Origin of the sequence: Thauera sp. WH-2 (assembly GCF_048321015.1) — a bacterium.
In the GTDB taxonomy this organism is placed as follows: Bacteria; Pseudomonadota; Gammaproteobacteria; order Burkholderiales; family Rhodocyclaceae; genus Thauera.
On sequence record NZ_JBLWFG010000004.1, the window covers coordinates 108,033 to 129,929 of the forward strand.

The window sequence follows — 21,897 nt, forward strand, 5'->3', positions numbered from 1 at the left end:
TCAAGCCCCTTGTTCATCCTGTTCGGGTTCTTCGGAATACAGCAATGCCGCCATCGCTTCGGGCAGCCCGTCGAGCGCAACCCTCTGCTGGGCGCCCGCACCGCGCAAGGGCTTGAGGCCGACCTCGCCCGCCGCAGCCTCGTCCTCGCCGATCACGATCGCCACCGGCGCCTCGCTTGCGTCGGCCTTCTTCATCTGCGACTTGAAGCTGCCGCCCCCACAGTGCATCAGCACCGCGAAGCCATGCTCGCGCAGCGATTCCGCGGCGCGCATCGCCACGCGCTGCGCCTGCTCGCCCACGCTGACCACATAGGCGTCGGGAAGCGGCCGCTCGGCCTCACCACCGCAAGCCTGCCACAGCAGCAGCAGGCGTTCGATGCCAATCGCGAAACCTGCGGCCGGCTGGGGCTTGCCGCCCAGTTGCTCGAACAGGCCGTCGTAGCGCCCACCGGCACAGATCGTTCCCTGCGCGCCGAGGCGGGTGGTGACCCACTCGAACACGGTGCGGTTGTAATAGTCCAGACCGCGTACCAGGCGGTGATTGATGCGGTAGGGGATGCCGGCATCCTTGAGGAAGACCTGCACCGCATCGAAATGCGCCTTCGATTCTCCGCCAAGGTAATCGGCGAGCTTGGGGGCCGCCTCGACAATCGCCTGCAGCTCGGGATTCTTGGTATCCAGGATGCGCAGCGGATTGGTGTGCAGGCGACGCTTGCCGTCCTCGTCGAGTCGGTCCTGGTGCTGTTCGAGATAGGCAATCAGCGCGGCGCGATGCAACGCCCGCTCCTCAGGCGCGCCGAGAGAGTTGATCTCGAGCGAAACGTCCTCCAGGCCAAGGTCCTCCCACAAGCGCGCGCACATCAGGATCAGCTCGGCGTCGGTATCCGCGCCGGCGAAGCCGAGCGCCTCCACGCCGATCTGATGGAACTGTCGGTAACGACCCTTCTGCGGGCGCTCATGACGGAACATCGGGCCGTAGTAGTACAGCCGCTGCGGCCCGGCCGAGGGGATCAGGCTGTGCTGGATCGCGGCGCGCACGCAGGAGGCAGTGCCTTCCGGGCGCAAGGTCAACTGTTCACCGTTGAGCGCATCCTCGAAGGAGTACATCTCCTTCTCGACGATGTCGGTGACTTCACCGATCGCGCGCTTGAACAAGGGGGTGGGCTCGACCAGCGGCATGCGGATGGGGCGGTAGCCGTAGCTCTGCAGCCAGTCGCGGACGATGTCTTCGAAGTATTCCCAGGTTTCGGCGTCGGCGGGGAGGATGTCGTTCATCCCGCGCACGGCCTGCAAGGTCTGGCTCATCTGTTCTGTTCTTCTGTTTCGCGCTGAAACGCGGTTGTCGTTCTCGATCGGGGCGCTCAGGTGCCCTTCTTGACGTATCGGGTGGCCACGTAGTTGTCCACGATGGCCTTGAACTCGGCTGCGATGTTGTCGCCGCGCAAGGTCACCACCTTTTCGCCGTCCACATACACCGGCGCCGCCGGTGACTCGCCGGTACCGGGCAGCGAGATGCCGATGTTCGCATGCTTGGACTCGCCCGGGCCATTGACCACACAGCCCATCACGGCGAGCGTCATGTTCTCCACGCCATCGTACTGGTCGCGCCAAACCGGCATCTGCGCACGCACATACGCCTGGATGCCCGAGGCAAGCTCCTGGAAGAAGGTGCTGGTGGTCCGCCCGCAGCCCGGGCAGGCGGTAACCATGGGCGTGAAGGCGCGCAGGCCCATGGTCTGCAGGATCTCCTGCGCGACCACAACCTCCTGCGTCCGGCTGCCGCCCGGCTCAGGGGTGAGCGAAATGCGGATGGTGTCGCCGATGCCCTCCTGCAGCAACACCGCAAGCGCGGCGGTGGAGCCGACGATGCCCTTGCTGCCCATGCCGGCCTCGGTGAGCCCGAGGTGCAGCGCGTAGTCGCTGCGGCGCGCGAGGTCGCGGTACACCGCGATCAGATCCTGCACGCTGGAGACCTTGGCGGAGAGGATGATGCGGTCGCGGCCGAGGCCGTATTCCTCGGCTTTGGCGGCGGATTCGAGCGCGGAAACGACGAGCGCCTCGCGCATCACCGCGCCGGCGTCGCGCGGCTCCGCACGCTTGGCATTCTCGTCCATGATGCGCGCGAGCACCGACTGGTCGAGGCTGCCCCAGTTGACGCCAATGCGCACCGGCTTGTCGTAGCGGCAGGCGAGTTCGACGATGGCGGCGAACTGCGGGTCGCGCTTGGCACCCGCACCCACGTTGCCCGGGTTGATGCGCAGCTTGGCGAGCGCCTCGGCACAGGCCGGGAAATCCGTGAGCAGCTTGTGACCGTTGTAGTGAAAATCGCCGACCAGCGGCACGTCCATGTTGAGCGCGAGCAAACGATCGCGGATCTTCGGCACCGCCGCCGCTGCGGCCTCGTTGTTGACCGTGATGCGAACGATCTCGGAACCCGCTCGCGCCAGTTCGGCAACCTGCATCGCGGTGGCGAGCACGTCGGCGGTGTCCGTGTTGGTCATCGACTGCACCACCACCGGCGCATCACCGCCGATGAGCACCTGCCCCACCCGCACCGCGCGGGTGCGGTGGCGACCAAGTGCGCCGGTTTCGATCGGTTCGAGGTCCTGTTGCGGATTCATGGGTCGTTCTTCAGGGAAGGGTCAGACGTGCAACCGAGCCGCGCGTATGTGCCGCGAGATCGACCGGCTTGCCGTCGTGTTCGAGGGTCACACTGGCGGAGTTGCCCACCACCAGCGCGAACGGGGGCGTGCCTTGCACCGTGCGCGCGCTCCCCGCCCGGTTGACGCCGGAATGCAGGATCGTGCCCTTGCCGTCACGCACCTCGATCCACGAGTCGGCCGCAAACCGGAAGCCAAGCGTTCCGGCAGTCGCTTCGGCCCCATCCACCAGCGCGGCGGCGGGCTCCGGCGCTTCGGTACCCGCCGCATCCGCTGCGTTCGTTTCGTTCTCAACGCCTGCGGGGGCGGTCGCTTCGGCTGCCGGCGCCACAGCCGGAGCCGACGCTTCGGCCGCCGAGTCCTTTCCGTCGACCTGGTCCACTGCACCGCCGGCATCCGGCGTCACGGCAGCCGCCTGCTGTGCAGCCGAATCGTCCTCCGCCGCTGCGGGCGGCAGCACCGGCTCCGCAGGCGGCATGTCGAGCGGCTGCACCGGAGCCGGCACGAAGTCGGGCGTGGGCTCCAGAACCGCGGTCACCGGCTCGGTACGGAACCAATCGAAATACCAGCCGACGGCAAGGGCCACCGCCAGAAGCACGACCACCACGCCAAACGGAAAGCCTCCGCTACGACGCGCATCCCCCATGGGGATCTGCCCTTCGGCATTACGGATCGGCGACAGGTCCGGGGTATCGACATCGACCAGGCGCTGCACCGCCTCCAGCAGGGGCGCTGCGTCGATACCGAGGTAGCGCGCATAGTTGCGCATGAAGCCGCGCACGAAGGCCATGCCCGGGAGGGCAGCGAAATCGTCGTTCTCCATCGCGTCGATCTGGCGCGGGCTGAGTTTGAGCGCAAAGGCCACCTCGCCCACGCTCTCCCCGCGCGCTTCACGCGCGCCGCGCAACACTGTCCCGGGCGAGGACACCATGGTCGCAGGCTTGTGCAGGCTCTGATCTTGCATGTCGCTCACTCGTACGCCCCCCGCTCCAGCAGTTTGGTTTCAGGCGATTCGCCGAAGCGGCTGCGCAACTGCGCGGCGTAGCTCTGTTCGGCATCTCCGTTGCCCAGGCGGCGCTCGGTACGCAAGCCCAGCCAGGCAGACGCGGGACTCGGCCCCTGCTGCTGGTGGAGACGAATGAGATGGCTGCGCGCCTCTTCGTAACGACCGCCCCGGTAAGCGATGTCAGCGAGCTGGTAGATCGCGTCACCGTTGGCCGGGTCCGCCTGGACCGCACGCACGAACTGCACCTCCGCCGCGGCATCCTCGTTCGCACGCAAATGACACAGACCAGCGTTGGTGAGCGGGCGGGTGGGATAGCGGTAATAAGGGTTGCGCGCAGCGATCGCGAGCCGCTCCAGCCCCTGCGGGATCTGCCCCTGGGAGCACAGGAACCAGCCATAGCTGTTGTTGAAATCGGGATCGCCCGGTGCTTCACGCAGCGCACGCTCGAAGTTCTCGCGCGCGCCGGTGTTCTCCTCGATGAGCATGTAGGCCAAGCCGAGCAGGTGGAAGGCCGGCGCATACGAAGGGCTGCTGGCGAGGGCGACACGCGCTTCGTCGATCGCCACGTCGTAGCGACCGATCTCGAAGTAGGCCATGCCCAGGTCCACATGTACGCGCGCACTGCGCTCGAGCGGGGTGGTCGGCGTGAGGTCCGACATCGGCCGACTCCCTGTGGAAGACGGCTCGGCTACCCCGCCCCCCTGCTGCGTGGCGCACCCCCCCACCGTGAGCGTGGCGGCCGCGAGTGCGGCGAGCATCCATCTGGATTTCATTTGCGTTCCTCCATGACCGGCTGCAGCCGAACCGTGCGCCGGGTCTTGTCCTGAACCTGTCCGGCGAGCTGACCGCAAGCCGCGTCGACATCGTCTCCGCGGGTCTTGCGCGTCGTGGTCACGATTCCGGCGTCGATCAGGATACCGGCAAAGCGGCGGATACGCTCCGCGGATGAACGCTGGAAACCCGAGTTCGGGAAAGGATTGAACGGTATCAGGTTGAACTTGCACGGCGTGTCGCGCACCAGCGCCACCAGTTCTCGCGCGTGCGCATCGCTATCGTTGACGCCGTCGAGCATCACGTACTCGAAGGTGACGAAATCGCGCGGCGCGCGCTCGAGGTAACGTTGGCAGGCGGCCATCAGTTCGCGCAAGGGATATTTCTGGTTGATCGGCACGAGACGGTCGCGCAGCGTGTCGTTGGAGGCGTGCAGCGAGACCGCAAGCGCCACCGGACATTCCTCGCGCAGGCGATCCATCGCCGGCACGATGCCAGAGGTCGACACCGTGACGCGGCGGCGCGACAAGCCGTAGGCGTGGTCGTCGAGCATCAGGCGCAACGCAGTGACGACATTGTCGAAGTTGGCGAGCGGCTCGCCCATGCCCATCATCACGACGTTGCTGATGATGCGCCCGTTGTCCTTCTCGCCGGTTTCGAGATCCTGCGCTTCATCGCGGGCGGCACCGAGCAGCTTGTTGGCCAGCCAGAGCTGGCCAATGATCTCCGCCGCGCTGAGGTTGCGGTTGAAGCCCTGCTTGCCGGTCGAGCAGAAAGCGCAGTCGAGCGCACAGCCGGCCTGCGACGACACACACAGCGTGCCGCGGCTGGTTTCAGGGATGAACACGGTCTCGACCGCGTTGGCGTTACCCACGTCGAGCAGCCACTTGCGCGTGCCGTCGGCCGAGATCGAGTCGCGCACCGGCACCGGCGGGCGGATCACGGCGATGTCCTTGAGCTTGGCGCGCAGGGATTTGGCGACGTCGGTCATCGCATCGAAATCGTCGCAACCCTCGTGATGCATCCAGCGCATCACCTGGCGGGCACGGAACGGCTTCTCGCCCAGCCCGGCAAACCAGGCGACGAGGCCGTCGACGTCGAAATCGAGCAGATTGACCGGATTGGGAGTGCTCATGCCTGAAACTTCACTTGTCGGTAGCGGAGGCCCGCAATGACGGACCGACCGTAATGCAAACGGCCCGAACACGCCGCACGCGGTGCGGAAGGCACCGCGAAGCGTGCGCGACGGGCCGTTGGTACGGACCGCTCAGCGCGAGTAAACGTTCATGCCCGGGAAGAAGAACGCCACTTCCACGGCAGCCGTCTCGGGCGCATCGGAGCCGTGCACGGCGTTGGCGTCGATCGACTCGGCGAAATCGGCGCGGATGGTGCCCTTGTCGGCCTTCTTCGGGTCGGTGGCGCCCATCAGTTCACGGTTCTTGGCGATGGCATTCTCGCCTTCCAGGCACTGGATCATCACCGGGCCGGAGGTCATGAAGGACACCAGATCCTTGAAGAAGGGACGCTCCTTGTGCACGGCGTAGAACTCGCCGGCCTCACGCTCGGACAGGTGAGCCATCTTGGCGGCGATGACCTTGAGGCCAGCGCCTTCGAAGCGGGCGTAGATCTGGCCGATCACGTTCTTGGCGACGGCGTCAGGCTTGATGATGGACAGGGTGCGTTCGATTGCCATGGAAAACTCCGGGACTGCGCTTGTACGAAGCGCGAGGTTAAGAAAAAAGCGCGAAATTTTAACAGGTTTCGCGTGACACCGATGCGCACGCGGTGCGTGCGAATGTAAGCCGGCGCAAATGCGCGGCCGTCAAAAGCGCAAATCCCCGCCGGGCTTGACCGCCCCGCGGGGATTGCAGCGACCAGCCCCCCGAATCGCCTGACGCGACCGGGCCAGGACGCTTACATCATGCCGAGCGCCTTTGGCAGGAAGGTGGAAATGCTCGGGATGTAAGTGATCAGCATCAGGAACACCAGCATCGTGTACAGCCACGGCATGACTGCCTTGCTCATCTCGGTCAGGCCGGCCTTGGTCACGCCGCTGGCGACGAACAGGTTCAGCCCTACCGGCGGCGTGATCATGCCGATTTCCATGTTCACCACGATCATGACGCCGAAGTGGATCGGATCGATCCCCAGCGCCACCGCAACCGGGAAAAGAATCGGCGCCAGGATCAGGATGATCGATGACGGCTCCATCAGCGCGCCAGCCACCAGCAGCAGGATGTTCACCACGATCAGGAAGCCGATCGGCCCCATGCCGCTGGCGACGATGGCGTCGGCCATGCGCTGCGGGATCTGCTCGCTGGTCAGGATGAAGGAGAACAGCACCGCGCTGGCGATGATGAACAGCAGCATCGCGCTCATGTTCGCCGAATCCAGCAGCACCCGCGGGATCTGCTTGAAGGTCAGATCCTTATACACGAACACCGCAATGAAAAAGGCATACACCGCGCTCATCGCCGCAGCCTCGGTCGGGGTGAACATGCCCGAGTAGATACCGCCCATCACCACGACGATCAGCATCAGGCCCCAGAAGGCCTTGCGGAAGTGCTTGATGCGCTCGCCCCAAGTTGCCGACGGCATCACCGGGTAGTTGTTTTTGCGCGCCACGTACCAGGTAGTCAGCCCGAGCATGAAGGCCAGCAGCAGGCCCGGAATCACGCCCGCCATGAACAGCGCACCGACCGAGGAGTTGGTCGTCACCGAATACATCACCATGACGATGGACGGCGGAATCAGGATGCCCAGACCGCCGGCCGAAGCCACCACGCCGGCACCGAAGCGCACCGGGTAGCCCTGCTTGATCATGGCCGGAATGAGGATCGAGCCGATCGCCACCACGGTGGCCGGGCTCGAACCCGACACCGCGGCAAACAGCGCGCAGGCCAGCACCGCCGACATGCCCAGGCCGCCACGCAGGTGGCCGACCATGGCGGTGGCGAAGTTGATCATGCGCCGCGCCACCCCGCCGTGGGTGAGGAAGTTGCCCGCGAGGATGAAGAACGGGATCGCCATGATCTCGAACTTCTCGATGCCGGTGAACATCTTGAGCGCCACGGACTCCAGCGGCACGTCGGTGAAGATGAACATGAAACTCAGCACGGTGAGGCCGAGCGCCACACCCACCGGCATGCCGATCGCCATGAGGACGACGAGCAGGCCGAAGATTGCAATCGTATTGGTCATTTCTTCGTCCTCCTCACTTGCCCTGACCCGGACGCTTCACGTCCCCGTCATGGCGAGCGTGCTCGATGTCCTCGGCGATGGAGATCGCCTCTCCGCCGAGCAGCACGCTTTCGTCGTCGTCTTCGTCCAGACCTTCGACATGACCGTGATCGTGCGTGGGCAATTCGCCGGTACGGGCGAAGCTCACCATCACCTGCACGAAGCGGTAGCACATCAGAAAGGAACCCAGCGGCACTGCGGAGTACACGATCCAGGTCGGCCACTCGAGGTCGGGCGTCGTCGGACCTTCGAAGAAATCTCCGGCGTCACGACCGAGCAGGGTCAGGGTCTCGTAGGCCAGGCCGTTCTCCCACACGAAGAGCGCGCCGAAGAGGCCGATGAGACCGGTGAAGACCACCCCGCACACCAGACCGGTCTGGATGAGGGCGGCTCGCGAAGCACCAGTGAGCTTGTTCACCAGGATGTCGACGCCGACGTGGATGCCGGTGCGCACGCCATAGGCGGCGCCGAACTTCGCCATCCACACGAAAAGGATGATGCAGAACTCCTGCGCCCAGCCGACGTTCAGCTCGAGCAGCCAGTCCTGCAGCCCCGGGATTTCGTACCCGGACATATAGCGGTGCACCACCGAGATGAAGATCACGATCGTCGCCACTGCCATCAGGGCGCCGATGATGAACTCCTCGAGGCGGTCGAGAAGCTTGTTCATGATTGTTTTCCCCCGAAAAAACGCCCGTCTGGTCTGCGTGGCCTGACGGGCGCTACTGGGCGTCTAGAAGACTCGATTACAGCTTGGAGGGATCGAAGCCGGTTTCCTTGTAGATCGACTGAATCAGGTCGGCGCCGATGCGCGACTCCATCTTCTTGTGCACCGGGGCAAGTGCCTTCATGAAGGCAGCCTTCTCTTCTGCGGTCGGCGTGTAGATCTCGGTCTTGCCGGAAGCACGCACGCCCTCGAGAGCCTTGTCATTCTCTTCCTTCGCGATCTGGTTCGCATAGTCGGTCGACTCGGCCATCGCCTTGTCGAGCTGGGTGCGAACTTCTGCGGGCAGGCCGTCCCAGAACTTCTTGTTGGTGATGACGGCATAGCCCAGATAGCCATGGTCCGTCAGCGTCATGTGCTTCTGCACTTCATGCATCTTCTGGGTGAACAGGTTGGAATGCGGGTTCTCGGTGCCATCGACCACGCCGGTCTGCAGCGCCTGGTACACCTCGGAGAATGCCATCACCTGCGGCAGCGCCTTGACGGTGCGCATCTGCTCCTCGAGCACCTTGGACGACTGGATGCGCATCTTCTTGCCCTTCAGGTCGTCGGGCGTGCGGATCGGCGAGTTGGCCGAGAGGGACTTGAAGCCGTTGTCCCAGAACGCCAGCCCCTTGATGCCCTTGGGCTCGAGCTTGGCGAGCAGTTGCTGGCCGGCCGCCCCCTTGGTGATCTTGTGCAGCGTGGCGTAGCCGTCGAAGATGTAGGGCAGGTCGAAAACCTCGAACTCACGCACACCCAGAGGGCCGAACTTGGCGAGCGACGGTGCGAGCAACTGGACGGCGCCGAGTTGCAGTGCTTCCATCTCTTCCTTGTCCTTGTACAGCGTGCTGTTGGCGTAGACCTCGACCTTGACCGCGCCGTTGGTGTACTGCTCGGCCAACTCCTTGAATTTTTCCGCGGCCTTGCCCTTGGGCGTGTCCTGGGCCACGACGTGGCTGAACTTGATCACGATCGGGTCTGCTGCAACCGCAGTTGCCGATAGTCCCACGGCCGCCAGGCCAACCAGAAGCGCACGAATCTTCATGAACACATCTCCTCCGAGAGAACGGCTTGAATTCCTTGAGCGTTCCGGCGGCTGCCGGGCGCGTGAGGGACACGGCGATAAGTTTTGCTGTGCCCTGAATCAGTATCCTTTCGGGTCCGGCGGACTGCTATTGTGGATGTCCGCAACCGTGAAAACCGCAGGCCGCCTGCCACGACCCGCCCTCCTCAGCCACCCTCGCCCCGACACCTCTTCTTTACCCGGCGCCTCTCCACCCGGCACATGAACGCCCCAGTCTCCCATCTTTCGCCCCTCCCGCACCTCCCGCGCCGCCAGTGGCTGCAGTACCTGCCGTACCTGAGCCTCGCGCTGTTCCTCGCTGCCATTGCCGCCCTGGTCTGGCTGACCCGCGCCTACGACGCCGACGAGCAGCGCACGACCCTGATCAACGACGTGCTGTGGATGGAGCAGAACCTGCGCTTCCATCTCGACCGCAACGAGATCCATCTGCAGGAAATCGGCCCCGAACTGTTCGGCCCGCAAGCACTCGAGCCCCAGACCGAGGCCCGCGTCGCAGCCCTTCTCGGCCAGGAGCGTGGCTTGATCCGCATCCTGTGGCTATCCCCCGAAGGCACGCTGGCTGGCGCCATCCCACCGCTGACGGGCGACCGCCCCCCTCCAGCCCGCAGCGGCAACGGCGAAAACCAGACCGACGCGCGCGAAACGGGTTTCCGCCTCGCGAGCAGCATCGGGCGCGCAGTGTATGGGGCGCACTACATCGGCCCCGGCGGCCTGCCGCTGTTCGACGTATATGTGCCGGTTTGGTCTGATGACGAACCGCTCGGCGTCGTGGTAGGCGTCTATTCGCTGCCCGACCTGGTCATGCGCGAACTGCCGTGGTGGTTTTCCGAGCGCTACCGGGTGGCCGTGCTCGATGCCGACGAAAGGGAGATCGCCTCCAAATCCAAGGTTGCACCGGTCTCCTCCAGCCTCGCCTACACCATGCCCTTCGACCCCCCAGGTCATGGGTTGATGCTGCAGATCACCGCGTACCGATCCGACACGCGCTGGATACCGATGTTGCTGGGGGCATCGATCGTCCTGCTCGCGATCATCATCGTCTGGAGCGTGACCCAGTTGCGCCGCCAGCTCGCCCGACGTCAGGAGGCCGAGCTTGCACTGCGCTCCGAATCAGCCTTCCGCAAGGCAATGGAGGATTCGATGCTCACCGGCATGCGCGCCCGCGACCTGGACGGGCGGCTCACCTACGTCAACTCCGCCTTCTGCCGGATGACAGGCTTCGAGCGCGAGGAGCTGATCGGGCTCCGGCCACCCATGCCGTACTGGGACCCGGAGAACCTGGAGCAGACCCTCGAGTTGCATCGCCAGATCATGGCTGCGGGCAGCGACCCCGAGGGCACCGAGGTCCGGCTGCGGCGCAAGAACGGTGAGGCGCTCGACGCGCTCGTCTTCGAAGCGCCGCTCATCGACGCCGCTGGCCGGCATTCGGGATGGATGGGTTCAGTGCTCGACATTACCGAGCAGAAGCGTGCACGCGAGCAGGCACGGCAGCAGGAGGAGCGCCTGCAGCAGAGTTCGCGCCTGATCACCATGGGCGAGATGGCCTCCACGCTCGCGCACGAACTCAACCAGCCGCTGGCAGCGATCGCGAGCTACAGCAGCGGCTGCGTCAATCGCCTCGAGAGCGCGCAGCCCATCGACCGTGGAGAACTGCTCGACATTCAGGAGCGCATCGGCCGGCAGGCACGACGTGCGGGTGAGATCATCCGCAGGGTGCATGACTTTGTGCGCCGCTCGGAGCCCAAGCGGGTGCCGCTCGACCTGAACGGCGTGGTGCGCGACGCAGTCGGCCTGATCGAGGCGGACGCGCGCAAGCGCCATGTTCAGCTGCGCGTTCAGCTGGCCCCCGCACTGCCAAGCGTGCCTGCGGACGCGGTGATGATCGAGCAGATCGTGGTCAACCTGGTGCGCAACGCGATGGATGCGATGCATGACACCCCGCTCGCCGCGCGCAGCGTCGACATCTGCACGGGCCAGGAAGGCCGCTTCGTCAACGTGGCCGTCGGCGACCGCGGCACGGGCATCAGCGAGGAGGCCGCAGCGCGGCTCTTCGAGCCTTTCTTCAGCACCAAGCAGGAGGGCATGGGCATGGGGCTGAACATCTGCCGCTCGATCGCGGAGCTCCACCACGGCCGCCTGGCTTTCGGTGCCCGCCCCGGGGGCGGTACCATCTTCACCCTATCGCTCCCCGTTGAGAACGACGCGCATGACTGATGCCTGCACCCACATCATCGACGACGACGAAGCCATTCGCGATGCCCTGCAATGGCTGTTCAAGACGCGCGGCGTCGCGTGCCGGACCTGGCCGGGCGGCGAGGAATTCCTGCAGGCCTGGCAGCCGGAGTGGCGCGGCTGCATCGTGCTCGACATCCGCATGCAGGGCATGACCGGCCTGGAGTGCTTCGACACCCTGCTCGCGCGCGGCTGCGAGCTGCCGGTTATCTTCATCACCGGTCACGGCGACGTACCGATGGCCGTTTCGGCGCTGAAGAAAGGGGCGTTCCACTTCATCGAGAAGCCATTCAACGATCATGACCTCGTCGATCTGGTCGAGAAAGCCCTCGCCGCCGACAACGAGCGCCTGCGCGCAGCCGCAAGTCGGGAAACGGTGGAAGCGCGGCTGTCGACGCTGACACAGCGCGAACGAGAGGTGATGAACCTGATCCTCGAGGGCAAGTACAACAAGGTCATCGCCGACGAACTGGCGATCTCGATGCGTACGGTGGAGGCGCATCGCTCGCGCATCTTCGACAAGATGGCGGTGCGCTCGGCGGTCGAGCTGGCGCAGTTGCTGACCACGCTGCGCGGCTGATACTCAGCCCGCCGGCCAGCGCAACACCACTCCAGGCTCGTCCTCAGCGGCGGAGAACTCCACCGCCCCCCCCAGGCCGCCGACCCAGGCCGGCACCCCGTCCACCCAGAGCACCGGCAGGCGCTCACGCAGCCAGACCGGGATGCCGGCCTCCTGGCACAGCTTGCGCAGCTCTCGCCGCGGACGCTGTGCGGACAAGCGCAGCCGCATGCCGACCTGCCGCGGCGCCAGCACACGCTGCGCTGCACCCTCCAGGCGCGCGAGGCTCAGCCCTTCACCCACCACGGATTCGAAACGCACCGAATCTCCGGCCCAGGGCAGCACCGCCTCGCCCACCCACGCGCGGGGCGCGGGCAGCGGTCCTTGCGCCGGCTCCAGCCACACACGGTCGCGGTAAGCGCGCAAGGCCCACGCACCGAGCCCGATGTCGAGCGCGCGTTCGGCGGGTAGCGCGTCCAGTTGGCGTAGCGCTTCAGCCAGTCTGCGCGCCGGGGGCGCCTGCACGCCCGCCGCCTGCATCCGCCAGCGCACGAGGTTGGCCTGACGCGCGGCACTCAGCCCGCGCAGCGCGGTACGCGAGAGCGCCTCCCCTCCGCAGGCCTGCAGATCGATTTCCGCCAGCGCCCCAAGCAGCGTATCGGCCTCTGCGAAATTCGCGGCTGCGCGTGCCAGCGCAGGCACCGCGGCGGGAAAGATCTCGCCCGCCACCGGCAGCAGGCGATGGCGGATCGCATTGCGGGTGAAGTGCAGGTCAGCGTTGCTTTCGTCCTCCACCCAGTCGAGGCCGCAAGCGCGCGCCCAGCCGACGATCTGCGCCCGACGCAGCCCCAGGAGGGGGCGCAGGCTGCCGGGGACTCCGCCTGCGGCAGGCTGCAGCGCCTGCATGGCCGAGGAGCCCCGCACGCCTGCACCACGGAACAGGCGGAACAGCAGGGTTTCAGCCTGATCATCCTGGTGATGGCCGAACACCAGCCAGTCACAGGGCAACGCCCGCAGTGCCGCCAGGCGCACGCTGCGGGCGGCGGCCTCGAGCCCCTGCCCCCCATCGCGTACAACCTCCACCGCAAGGATCTGAAACGGAACGCCAGCCTGCGCGCAGCGCACCCGACAAGCCTCGGCCCAGGCCGGTGCGTTCCCGCTCAGGCCGTGGTGAACGTGGGCGGCGCTGAGCGAAAACCCGAGCGCTCCCTGCACTACGCGCAAGGCCTCGAACAGGACGACGGAATCAACCCCCCCGGAGAGCGCACAGCACAGCCGGCTCCCCTGCCCCACGCCTGCAAGGCGCAGCGCAGCCGAAACTGCGGCGGGTACGTCGGTGACGGTCACGGTGCGCTGCCAGCGCCGGCTCCAGGACACGCGCCACCCGAGGCGCAAGCGCAATGCCGCCGGCCCCAGGCGCGATAGGGCCTCAGGCCGCCTTGTCCTTGAAGCGACCGTAGCGCATCAGCTTCTCGTAGCGCTGAGCAACCAGCTCGGACGGCGTCAGCACCTCGAGCTCGCGTAAGGCATCGGTCAGTGCGCGTTTCAGGGTCGCCGCCATCACGCGCGGATCACGGTGCGCGCCGCCCACCGGCTCGTCCACGACCTTGTCGACCAGATCGAGCGACTTCAGGCGCTGTGCGGTGATGCCCATGGTCTCGGCAGCATCAGCGGCCTTTTCTGCGCTCTTCCAAAGGATGGAGGCGCAGCCCTCGGGCGAGATCACCGAGTAGACCGAGTACTGCAGCATCAGCACCTGATCGGCCACCGCGATCGCGAGCGCGCCACCCGAACCGCCTTCGCCGATGATGGTGCTGATGATCGGCGTCTTGAGCTCGGCCATCAGGTAGATGCTGTGGCCGATCGCCTCTGACTGGCCGCGTTCCTCGGCGCCGATGCCGGGATAGGCACCCGGCGTATCGACGAAGGTGAACACCGGCAGCGCGAACTTCTCGGCCATCTTCATCAGGCGCATGGCCTTCCGGTAGCCCTCGGGCCGCGGCATGCCGAAGTTGCGCGCGATCTTTTCCTTGGTATCGCGCCCCTTCTGATGGCCGATCACCACGCAGGCCTGGCCATTGAAGCGCGCCAGGCCGCCGACGATGGCCTTGTCGTCGGCGTAGCTGCGGTCGCCGTGCAGTTCCTGGAAGTCGGTAAAGATCAGGCTCGCGTAATCGAGCGTGTAGGGACGCTGCGGGTGACGCGCCACTTGGGCGACCTGCCAGGGCGTCAGTTTGGCGTAAAGATCCTTGGTCAGCGACTGGCTCTTGGTCTCGAGCCGCTTGATCTCGTCGGAGATGTCGACCGCCGGATCGTCCTGCACGAAACGCAGCTGGTCGATCTTTTCCTCAAGTTCGGAGATCGCCGTTTCGAAATCGAGAAAGGTGGTCTTCATCCCGGCCTGTCCAAGTCAAAAATGTCCGCCATTGTAACGCCTGCGTTGTGCCACGCGAGCACTGCATGCTGCGGCGCAAAAGCAGGCAGACCTCAAAAGAACACCGGGGCGGCGCCTTGCGGCAGCCGCCCCGGTGCGCCTCGGCCCGATCGTGACCGGGGAGGAGGGGGTCACTCGTTGTTGGCGAAGCCCAGCAGGTGCAGCAGGCTGGTGAAGAGGTTGAAGATCGACACGAACAGCGACACGGTTGCCATGATGTAGTTGGTTTCACCACCATGGATGATGTTGCTGGTCTCATACAGGATCAGCCCCGACATCAGCAGCACGAAGGCGGCAGACACGGTCAGCGAGAGCGCCGGGATCGAGAAGAAGATCGCACCCAGGCCAGCGAGGAAGGCCACCAGGATACCCACCATCAGGAAGCCGCCCATGAAGGAGAAGTCCTTCTTGGTGGTCAGCGCATAGGCGGACAGGCCCAGGAAGATCGCCGCCGTACCGGCCATGGCTTGCATCACGATGCTGCTGCCATTCGGCAGCGACAGGTAGGCAGAGATGATCGGGCCGAGCGTGAAGCCCATGAAGCCGGTCAGCGCGAACACGAAGACGACACCGAGGCTGCTGTTACGGAACTTGGTCGTGGCGAACAGCAGGCCGAAGTAACCGGCCAGGGTGATCAGGATGCCCAGGCGCGGCGCGCCCATCGCCATCGACACACCGGCAGTCAGCGCCGAGAACGCGAGCGTCAGCGACAGCAGCATGTAAGTGTTGCGGATGACCTTGTTGGTCTGCAGGACCGAAGCCTCGGCACGGCCGAAGCCTGTGATGCGGTTTTCCATGATCGAATGTCCTCCTAAGGAAGAGAGTGTGAATTGTTTTGGGGCCGGTCCCGACACGTGGCACTGCCCGGTCGTTCAGGCGATGGCCTGGGGCGAAACTCAGGCCGGCATGACGGCCCCGGCCGTGCGATCGGGACGCTGATGGCGGCGCACGCGCTGCGCGAGTACGCGGGCGACCCGGTCGGCCGCTTCATCGACCGCGGCGCGCACGTCGAGCTGGTTGATGGCGAACACCACGTCGGGCAGGTTGCGCAGTCGCAGTTGTACCACGCAACGCTTGTCGACGCCGCCCTTGGGACCGTTCACGTCGGCGACTTTCACGCGCGCCCACTGGATGTGGTCGCGGAAACGGCCGACTGCGAATTTCATTCGACGCGCCACGTATTCGCGCAGGCCGGGGGCGGCTTCAACACCATCGCATTGCAGGTCGATACGCATGTTCAGTCTCCTGTTGTTGTCACACGGATCCATCGGGCCCTGTGCTCCGATGGATACTACCGCTCAGACTGTTCGATAAAATCTCAGTTCAACAGAATGTTCATCTGATTTTTTCGAAGTATTGACCACGCCAGCCATCCGGGGACACTGCCATGCTCAACTACAAACAGCTGCACCACTTCTGGGCCGTGGCACGTGCGGGTGGGATCGTGCGCGCGGCAGAACGTTCCGGACTCGCCCCACAAACTCTGTCGGGCCAGATCGCCAGTCTGGAAACGGACCTCGGCGTCAACCTTTTCAAGCGCCAGGGGCGGGGGCTGGAGTTGACCGAAACCGGGCGCATGGTGCTGGACTATGCGGAAGAGATCTTCCGCCTTGGCAGCGAACTGGAAGAAGCCCTGCGCAGCCGCGCCACCGGGCGCACCGTACCCTTCCGCGTGGGGATCGCCGACGTCGTCCCCAAGGCCATCGCCTGGCTGCTGCTCGCGCCGTCCCTGGACCTGCCCGACCCCATGCGAATCGTGTGCAGGGAAGGCAAGTTCGATGCGCTGCTCGGTGAGTTGGCGATCCACAAGCTCGACGTGGTGCTTGCGGACAGCCCACTGCCGCCGAACATGGGCGTACGCGGGTTCAGCCATGCGCTGGGCGAGTCGACCATCGGCTTCTATGCCGCGCCTGAACTGGCAGCATCGCTGCAGGACGACTTCCCGGCACAGCTCAACGGCGCCCCCCTGCTGCTGCCGGGGGTGGAAGCAAGCGTGCGCGGCCCGCTCCTGCGCTGGATCGAAGCGGCCGGCCTGCATCCACGCATCGTGGGCGAATTCGACGACAGCGCGCTGATGCGCGCGTTCGCGGAGGCCGGCGCAGGTATCTTCCCCAGCGCATCCTTGGTCGGCGAGCAGTTGTGCCGCCAGAGTGGCTTGGTACTCCTGGGGGACGCCAGTGGCGTGACGGAAACCTATTACGCGATCTCGGTCGAACGCAGGCTGACGCATCCGGCAGTCCGCGCCATCAGCGATGCCGCGCGGGAGAAGACAAAATTCGGCTGAATGCGTCGTCTGCGGGGGACCGCAACCCGCGGCTGGGCCCGGGCGGCAGATTTGATTTTCCGCTACGTACGCTACAGAATCGCGGGCCGGCCGCAGCGCTCGGACTGGATCGACGATCCAGCCGTGCACGCAAGAGCCGCCTGCAGCGATGAGAGCGCTTGAAGCTGGTGCCGGGAGTGGGACTCGAACCCACACACCTTGCGGCGGCGGATTTTGAATCCGCTGCGTCTACCGATTCCGCCATCCCGGCACGGGTCGCGCATTATCTCCGAACAATCCTCGGCGCGGCAAGCAGGCCGTACGCCAACCAGACGCCAGACCTCCCACATCATGCCCCTGACGCTCAACGATTTCGACTATGCGCTGCCGACCGAACTGATCGCGCAGGCACCGCTGCCCGAGCGCAGCGCGAGCCGGCTGCTGGTGGTGAACCCCCACACCGGCGCTGCACCCGCGCTCTCCGACGCAAACTTCGGCGAACTGGCCGACCTGATCCATCCCGGCGACCTGCTGGTCTTCAACGACACCCGCGTGATCCATGCCCGTCTGCACGGCGTCAAGGACAGCGGCGGCCAGATAGAGGTGCTGATCGAGCGCGCGATCGGCCCGCACGAGGCGCTCGCCCAGGTGCGCGCGAGCAAGTCACCCAAGACTGGCAGCCGACTGCGTCTGGCAGACGCCTTCGAGGTCGAGGTGCTGGGCCGTGTGGGCGAGTTCTTCCACCTGAGTTTCCCGCGTGGGGAAAACCTCTTCGACCTGCTCGAGCGCCACGGCAAGCTACCGCTGCCGCCGTACATCCAGCGCGCCGCCGGTGAAGCCGACGAGAACCGCTATCAGACCGTGTATGCACGCGAACCGGGTTCGGTCGCCGCGCCCACCGCCGGCCTGCATTTTGACGAGGCATTGCTCGAACGTATCGCCGCACGTGGTGCAAAGTGCGCCTGGCTCACCCTGCACGTGGGCGCCGGCACCTTCCAGCCGGTGCGCGTGGACGACCTCGGCGAGCACCGCATGCACCGCGAGCGCTACGTGATTCCGCAGGAAACCGTTGACGCTATCACCACCACCCATGCAGCGGGCGGACGTGTGATCGCAGTCGGCACCACCAGCATGCGCGCGCTCGAAGCCGCGGCGCAGGACGGCCCGATCGAAGCCGGCAGCGGGGAGACGGAGATCTTCATCCTCCCCGGGTTCCGCTTCCAGGTGGTCGATGCGCTCGTGACCAATTTCCACCTGCCCAAGTCCACGCTGCTGATGCTCGTCGCGGCCTTCGCTGGCCTCGACAGCATGCGCCGCGCCTACGCGCACGCGGTCAAGCAGCGCTACCGCTTCTTCAGCTACGGGGACGCCATGTTCATCACCCGCCGCAACGAATCCGAAAACGATGCAATTTGAACTCCTGACCACCGACGGCGGCGCCCGCCGCGGCCGCCTGACGCTTGCCCATGGCATCGTCGAAACCCCGGTCTTCATGCCGGTCGGCACCTACGGCACGGTCAAGGCGATGACGCCGGCCATGCTCGCCGACATCGGCGCGCAGATCTGCCTGGGCAACACCTTCCACCTGTGGCTGCGCCCGGGACTCGACATCATCGCCGCGCATGAAGGCCTGCACCGCTTCATGGCCTGGGACAAGCCCATCCTCACCGACTCGGGCGGCTTCCAGGTCTTCAGCCTGGGGGCACTGCGCAAGATCACCGAAGAAGGCGTCAAATTCGCCAGCCCGATCGACGGCGCGAAGCTGTTCCTGACGCCCGAGATCTCGATGCAGATCCAGACGGTGCTGAACTCGGACATCGTGATGATCTTCGACGAATGCACGCCCTACCCCGCCACCCGCGACGAGGCCGCCAAGTCGATGCGCCTGTCACAGCGCTGGGCCAAGCGCTCGCGCGACGAGTTCGATCGCCTGGAGAACAGGAACGCGCTGTTCGGCATCGTCCAGGGCGGCATGTACGAGGATCTGCGTGACGAATCGCAGGGCGTGCTCGAGGAGATCGGCTTCCACGGCTTCGCCATCGGTGGCCTGTCGGTGGGCGAACCCAAGGAAGACATGGCGCGCATCCTCGCCCACACCGCGCCGCGCCTGCCGCAGGGCAAGCCGCGCTACCTGATGGGCGTGGGTACGCCCGAGGACATCGTCGACGGCGTCGCCGCCGGCATCGACATGTTCGACTGCGTGATGCCGACCCGCAATGCGCGCAACGGCTGGCTGTTCACCCGCTACGGCGACATCAAGATCAAGAACGCGGTGCACAAGGCCGACACCCGGCCGCTGGACCCCTCCTGCGACTGCTATACCTGCCGAAACTTCAGCCGCGCCTACCTGCACCACCTCCACCGCACCGGCGAGATCCTCGGCAGCATGCTCAACACGGTGCACAACCTGCGTTACTACCAGACGCTGACGTCGGAGCTACGCGAGGCCATCGCAGCCGGCACCTTCGCAGCCTGTGTGCAGCGCTTCCGCAGCGAGCGAGCGACCGGAACCGCCTGAACCCCTGCGCGCCTGCACCGTCTCACCCATTCCGGGCACCGTCCCGGCTACTGCTATACTTCAACGCTTTTCTGCCTAACCGGAGTTTCAACGTGCTGATTTCAAATGCCTACGCCCAAGCCGCTGGCGCTGCCGACCCTACGGGTGGCCTGATGGGCCTGCTGCCCCTGATCCTGATGTTCGTGGTGCTGTGGTTCCTGATGATCCGCCCGCAGATGAAGCGCGCAAAAGAGCACAAGGCCATGGTCGAGGCGCTCTCCAAGGGTGATGAGGTCGTGACCGGCGGCGGTATCGCTGGCCGTATCGTCGAGGTGGGCGACAGTTTCGTGCAGGTCGAAGTCGCCCCCAACACCGTGGTGGCCGTGCAGAAACAGGCCGTCGCCACCGTGCTGCCCAAAGGCTCGCTGAAGGCGCTGTAATCTCCGCGGCGACAGCCGACGGTCCCGCCGTCGGCGCGTCGCCAGTCCGCCGCAGCTGCCCGCCGCCTTCGCCGCCTGCACACAGCAGGCCAGACAGGCCGCAGCAGCGCCCCGGGCCTCGCTCCACCCACTCTCCCGCCGACGATGAATCGCTACCCTCTCTGGAAGAACATCCTGATCGGCCTCGTGCTGATCTGGGGCCTGCTCTATACCCTGCCCAACTTCTACGGCGAGGTGCCGGCGGTGCAGGTGTCCAGCGCCAAGGCCACACTCAGGCTCGACCCCGCAACCACCACCGACCGTGTCGGCAATGCACTGAAATCAGCGGGCATCGAGCACACCGGCATCTTCTCCGACGCAAATAGCGTGCGTGCCCGCTTCCGCGACACCGAAACGCAGCTCCGCGCAAAGGACGTCATCGAGCAGGCCTTCAACCCCGACCCTGCCGACCCATCCTACGTCGTCGCGCTGAACCTGTTGTCGGCCTCACCGACCTGGCTCACCTCGATCCAGGCCCTGCCGATGTATCTCGGCCTCGATCTGCGCGGCGGGGTGCACTTCCTGCTCGAGGTCGACATGCCCGGCGCGCTTACCAAGCGTCTGGACTCCACCACGGGCGACCTGCGCACCTTGATGCGCGACAAGAGCGTGCGCCACGCGGGCATCACCCGTGAGGGCAACACGGTCGTGATCCGTTTCCGCGATGTTGCGCAGCGCGAAGCTGGCCGGCGCGCCATCCTGGACTCGACCAACGACCTCCAGCTCGCCGACCGCGACGACGCCGCAGACGACTTCAAGCTCGTCGCAACGCTCACCGCACAGGCGCAGCAGACCATGCGCGAGTTCGCGATCAAGCAGAACATCACCACCCTGCACAACCGCATCAACGAACTCGGCGTCGCCGAGCCGGTGATTCAGCAGCAGGGGGCCGAGCGCATCGTGGTGCAGCTCCCCGGGGTGCAGGACGTCGCCAAGGCCAAGGACATCCTGGGCCGCACCGCAACCCTGGAAGTGCGCATGGTGGATGACACCCCCGGCGCGATCGAGCAGGCGCTCGCTGGCAGCGTGCCCTTCGGCACCGAGCTCTACAACGAGCGCGGCGGTTCGCCACTGCTGGTGCAGAAGCAGGTCGTGCTCACTGGTGACCGTCTTACCGATGCGCAACCCGGTTTTGACGGCCAGACGAACGAACCCGCGGTGCACCTCACCCTCGACGCCGCCGGCGCGCGCATCTTCCGCGACGTCACGCGCGAGAGCGTCGGCAAGCGCATGGCCATCCTGCTGTTCGAGAAGGGCAAGGGCGAGGTCGTAACCGCACCGGTGATCCGCAGCGAAATCGGCGGCGGCCGCGTGCAGATCTCCGGCCGCATGACCACCGTGGAGGCCAACGACGTCGCCCTGCTGCTGCGCGCCGGTTCGCTGGCCGCACCGATGGAGATCATCGAGGAACGCACCGTCGGTCCCAGCCTGGGCGCCGAGAACATCACCAAGGGCGCCAACTCGGTGATCTGGGGCTTCCTCGCAATCGCGGTGTTCATGATCGTGTACTACACCCTGTTCGGTTTGGTTTCGGTGGTTGCGCTCACCTTCAACCTGGTGCTGCTGGTGGCGCTGCTGTCGCTGCTGCAGGCCACGCTGACGCTGCCGGGCATCGCGGCCATGGCGCTCACGCTCGGCATGGCGATCGACGCCAACGTGCTGATCAACGAGCGTATCCGAGAGGAGCTTCGCAACGGCGCCAGCCCGCAGGCGGCCATCGCAGCGGGCTACGACCGCGCCTTCGACACCATTCTCGATGCCAACATCACCACCCTGATCGCAGGCGTGGCACTGCTGGTGTTCGGCTCGGGCCCGGTGCGCGGCTTCGCCGTGGTGCACTGCCTCGGCATCCTGACCTCGATGTTCAGCGCCATCATGGTGTCGCGCATGGCGATCAACTTCATCTACGGCCGCCAGCGCAAGGTAACCAAGCTGCACCTGGGCCAGTCGGCCAACTAAGGGGCAA

The 21,897-nt window shown here is 65.7% G+C and carries 20 protein-coding genes and 1 tRNA gene; 7 read left to right on the forward strand and 14 right to left on the reverse strand.

Annotation, left to right across the window (positions count from 1 at the left end; all coding sequences use genetic code 11):
• From hisS to ACNKW1_RS08695, 9 genes are all read right to left on the reverse strand, one after another.
• On the reverse strand, positions 1-1,305 hold the full coding sequence (gene hisS, locus ACNKW1_RS08655; protein WP_418364179.1) for a histidine--tRNA ligase: 1,305 nt from the start codon (positions 1,303-1,305) through the stop codon (positions 1-3).
• Positions 1,306-1,361: 56 nt separating this feature from the next.
• Positions 1,362-2,621 (reverse strand): flavodoxin-dependent (E)-4-hydroxy-3-methylbut-2-enyl-diphosphate synthase, encoded by a 1,260-nt coding sequence (gene ispG, locus ACNKW1_RS08660; protein ID WP_418364180.1) that lies wholly within the window; start codon positions 2,619-2,621, stop codon positions 1,362-1,364.
• 10 nt (positions 2,622-2,631) lie between these two features.
• Positions 2,632-3,624 (reverse strand): helix-turn-helix domain-containing protein, encoded by a 993-nt coding sequence (locus ACNKW1_RS08665; RefSeq protein WP_418364181.1) that lies wholly within the window; start codon positions 3,622-3,624, stop codon positions 2,632-2,634.
• 5 nt (positions 3,625-3,629) lie between these two features.
• A complete protein-coding gene (pilW, locus tag ACNKW1_RS08670; RefSeq protein ID WP_418364182.1) occupies positions 3,630-4,439 on the reverse strand; it encodes a type IV pilus biogenesis/stability protein PilW in 810 nt (269 codons plus the stop codon).
• Positions 4,436-5,572 carry a 23S rRNA (adenine(2503)-C(2))-methyltransferase RlmN gene (gene rlmN / locus ACNKW1_RS08675; protein ID WP_418364183.1) on the reverse strand — a complete coding sequence of 379 codons (1,137 nt, stop codon included), beginning with the start codon at positions 5,570-5,572 and terminating at the stop codon, positions 4,436-4,438. The genes pilW and rlmN overlap by 4 nt, the downstream gene beginning before the upstream one ends.
• A gap of 132 nt (positions 5,573-5,704) precedes the next feature.
• Positions 5,705-6,130, reverse strand: a complete 426-nt coding sequence (gene ndk, locus ACNKW1_RS08680) for a nucleoside-diphosphate kinase (RefSeq protein ID WP_153160961.1) — start codon at positions 6,128-6,130, stop codon at positions 5,705-5,707.
• 221 nt (positions 6,131-6,351) lie between these two features.
• Positions 6,352-7,638, reverse strand: a complete 1,287-nt coding sequence (locus ACNKW1_RS08685; protein WP_418364184.1) for a TRAP transporter large permease — start codon at positions 7,636-7,638, stop codon at positions 6,352-6,354.
• A 13-nt stretch (positions 7,639-7,651) separates the two neighbouring features.
• Positions 7,652-8,347, reverse strand: coding sequence for a TRAP transporter small permease (locus ACNKW1_RS08690; protein WP_418364185.1), 696 nt, complete (start codon positions 8,345-8,347; stop codon positions 7,652-7,654).
• Between the two features lie 76 nt (positions 8,348-8,423).
• Positions 8,424-9,428 carry a TRAP transporter substrate-binding protein gene (locus ACNKW1_RS08695; RefSeq protein WP_418364186.1) on the reverse strand — a complete coding sequence of 335 codons (1,005 nt, stop codon included), beginning with the start codon at positions 9,426-9,428 and terminating at the stop codon, positions 8,424-8,426.
• 240 nt (positions 9,429-9,668) lie between these two features.
• Between ACNKW1_RS08695 and ACNKW1_RS08700 the strand changes: the two genes are divergently transcribed.
• Together ACNKW1_RS08700 and ACNKW1_RS08705 are read left to right on the forward strand one after the other, a co-directional pair.
• Positions 9,669-11,681, forward strand: a complete 2,013-nt coding sequence (locus ACNKW1_RS08700; protein WP_418364187.1) for a sensor histidine kinase — start codon at positions 9,669-9,671, stop codon at positions 11,679-11,681.
• Positions 11,674-12,279, forward strand: coding sequence for a response regulator transcription factor (locus ACNKW1_RS08705; RefSeq protein WP_418364188.1), 606 nt, complete (start codon positions 11,674-11,676; stop codon positions 12,277-12,279). Before ACNKW1_RS08700 ends, ACNKW1_RS08705 begins: the two co-directional genes overlap by 8 nt.
• Positions 12,280-12,282: 3 nt before the next feature.
• Here ACNKW1_RS08705 and tilS read toward each other — a convergent pair whose 3' ends face one another.
• The 4 genes from tilS to ACNKW1_RS08725 form a co-directional block, all read right to left on the reverse strand.
• Positions 12,283-13,605 (reverse strand): tRNA lysidine(34) synthetase TilS, encoded by a 1,323-nt coding sequence (tilS, locus tag ACNKW1_RS08710; protein WP_418364189.1) that lies wholly within the window; start codon positions 13,603-13,605, stop codon positions 12,283-12,285.
• A gap of 82 nt (positions 13,606-13,687) precedes the next feature.
• Positions 13,688-14,653: an acetyl-CoA carboxylase carboxyltransferase subunit alpha gene (locus tag ACNKW1_RS08715; RefSeq protein WP_418364190.1), complete on the reverse strand. Its 966-nt coding sequence runs from the start codon at positions 14,651-14,653 to the stop codon at positions 13,688-13,690.
• 170 nt (positions 14,654-14,823) lie between these two features.
• Entirely contained in the window at positions 14,824-15,489 is a 666-nt protein-coding gene (locus ACNKW1_RS08720; RefSeq protein WP_418364191.1) for a Bax inhibitor-1/YccA family protein, read from the reverse strand.
• A 99-nt stretch (positions 15,490-15,588) separates the two neighbouring features.
• Entirely contained in the window at positions 15,589-15,927 is a 339-nt protein-coding gene (locus tag ACNKW1_RS08725) for an HPF/RaiA family ribosome-associated protein (RefSeq protein WP_418364192.1), read from the reverse strand.
• 152 nt (positions 15,928-16,079) lie between these two features.
• On the opposite strand from ACNKW1_RS08725, the gene nhaR reads away from it, so the two are divergent.
• Entirely contained in the window at positions 16,080-16,976 is an 897-nt protein-coding gene (gene nhaR / locus ACNKW1_RS08730) for a transcriptional activator NhaR (RefSeq protein WP_418364193.1), read from the forward strand.
• 165 nt (positions 16,977-17,141) lie between these two features.
• On the opposite strand, the gene ACNKW1_RS08735 is transcribed toward nhaR, so the two are convergent.
• Positions 17,142-17,226, reverse strand: a tRNA-Leu gene (locus ACNKW1_RS08735).
• Positions 17,227-17,306: 80 nt separating this feature from the next.
• On the opposite strand from ACNKW1_RS08735, the gene queA reads away from it, so the two are divergent.
• From queA to secD, 4 genes are all read left to right on the forward strand, one after another.
• Positions 17,307-18,371, forward strand: coding sequence for a tRNA preQ1(34) S-adenosylmethionine ribosyltransferase-isomerase QueA (queA, locus tag ACNKW1_RS08740; protein ID WP_418364194.1), 1,065 nt, complete (start codon positions 17,307-17,309; stop codon positions 18,369-18,371).
• Positions 18,361-19,473 (forward strand): tRNA guanosine(34) transglycosylase Tgt, encoded by a 1,113-nt coding sequence (tgt, locus tag ACNKW1_RS08745; RefSeq protein ID WP_418364195.1) that lies wholly within the window; start codon positions 18,361-18,363, stop codon positions 19,471-19,473. The genes queA and tgt overlap by 11 nt, the downstream gene beginning before the upstream one ends.
• A gap of 92 nt (positions 19,474-19,565) precedes the next feature.
• Positions 19,566-19,892, forward strand: coding sequence for a preprotein translocase subunit YajC (gene yajC, locus ACNKW1_RS08750; RefSeq protein WP_418364196.1), 327 nt, complete (start codon positions 19,566-19,568; stop codon positions 19,890-19,892).
• A 144-nt stretch (positions 19,893-20,036) separates the two neighbouring features.
• Entirely contained in the window at positions 20,037-21,890 is a 1,854-nt protein-coding gene (gene secD, locus ACNKW1_RS08755; RefSeq protein WP_418364197.1) for a protein translocase subunit SecD, read from the forward strand.
• Positions 21,891-21,897 lie beyond the last annotated feature (7 nt).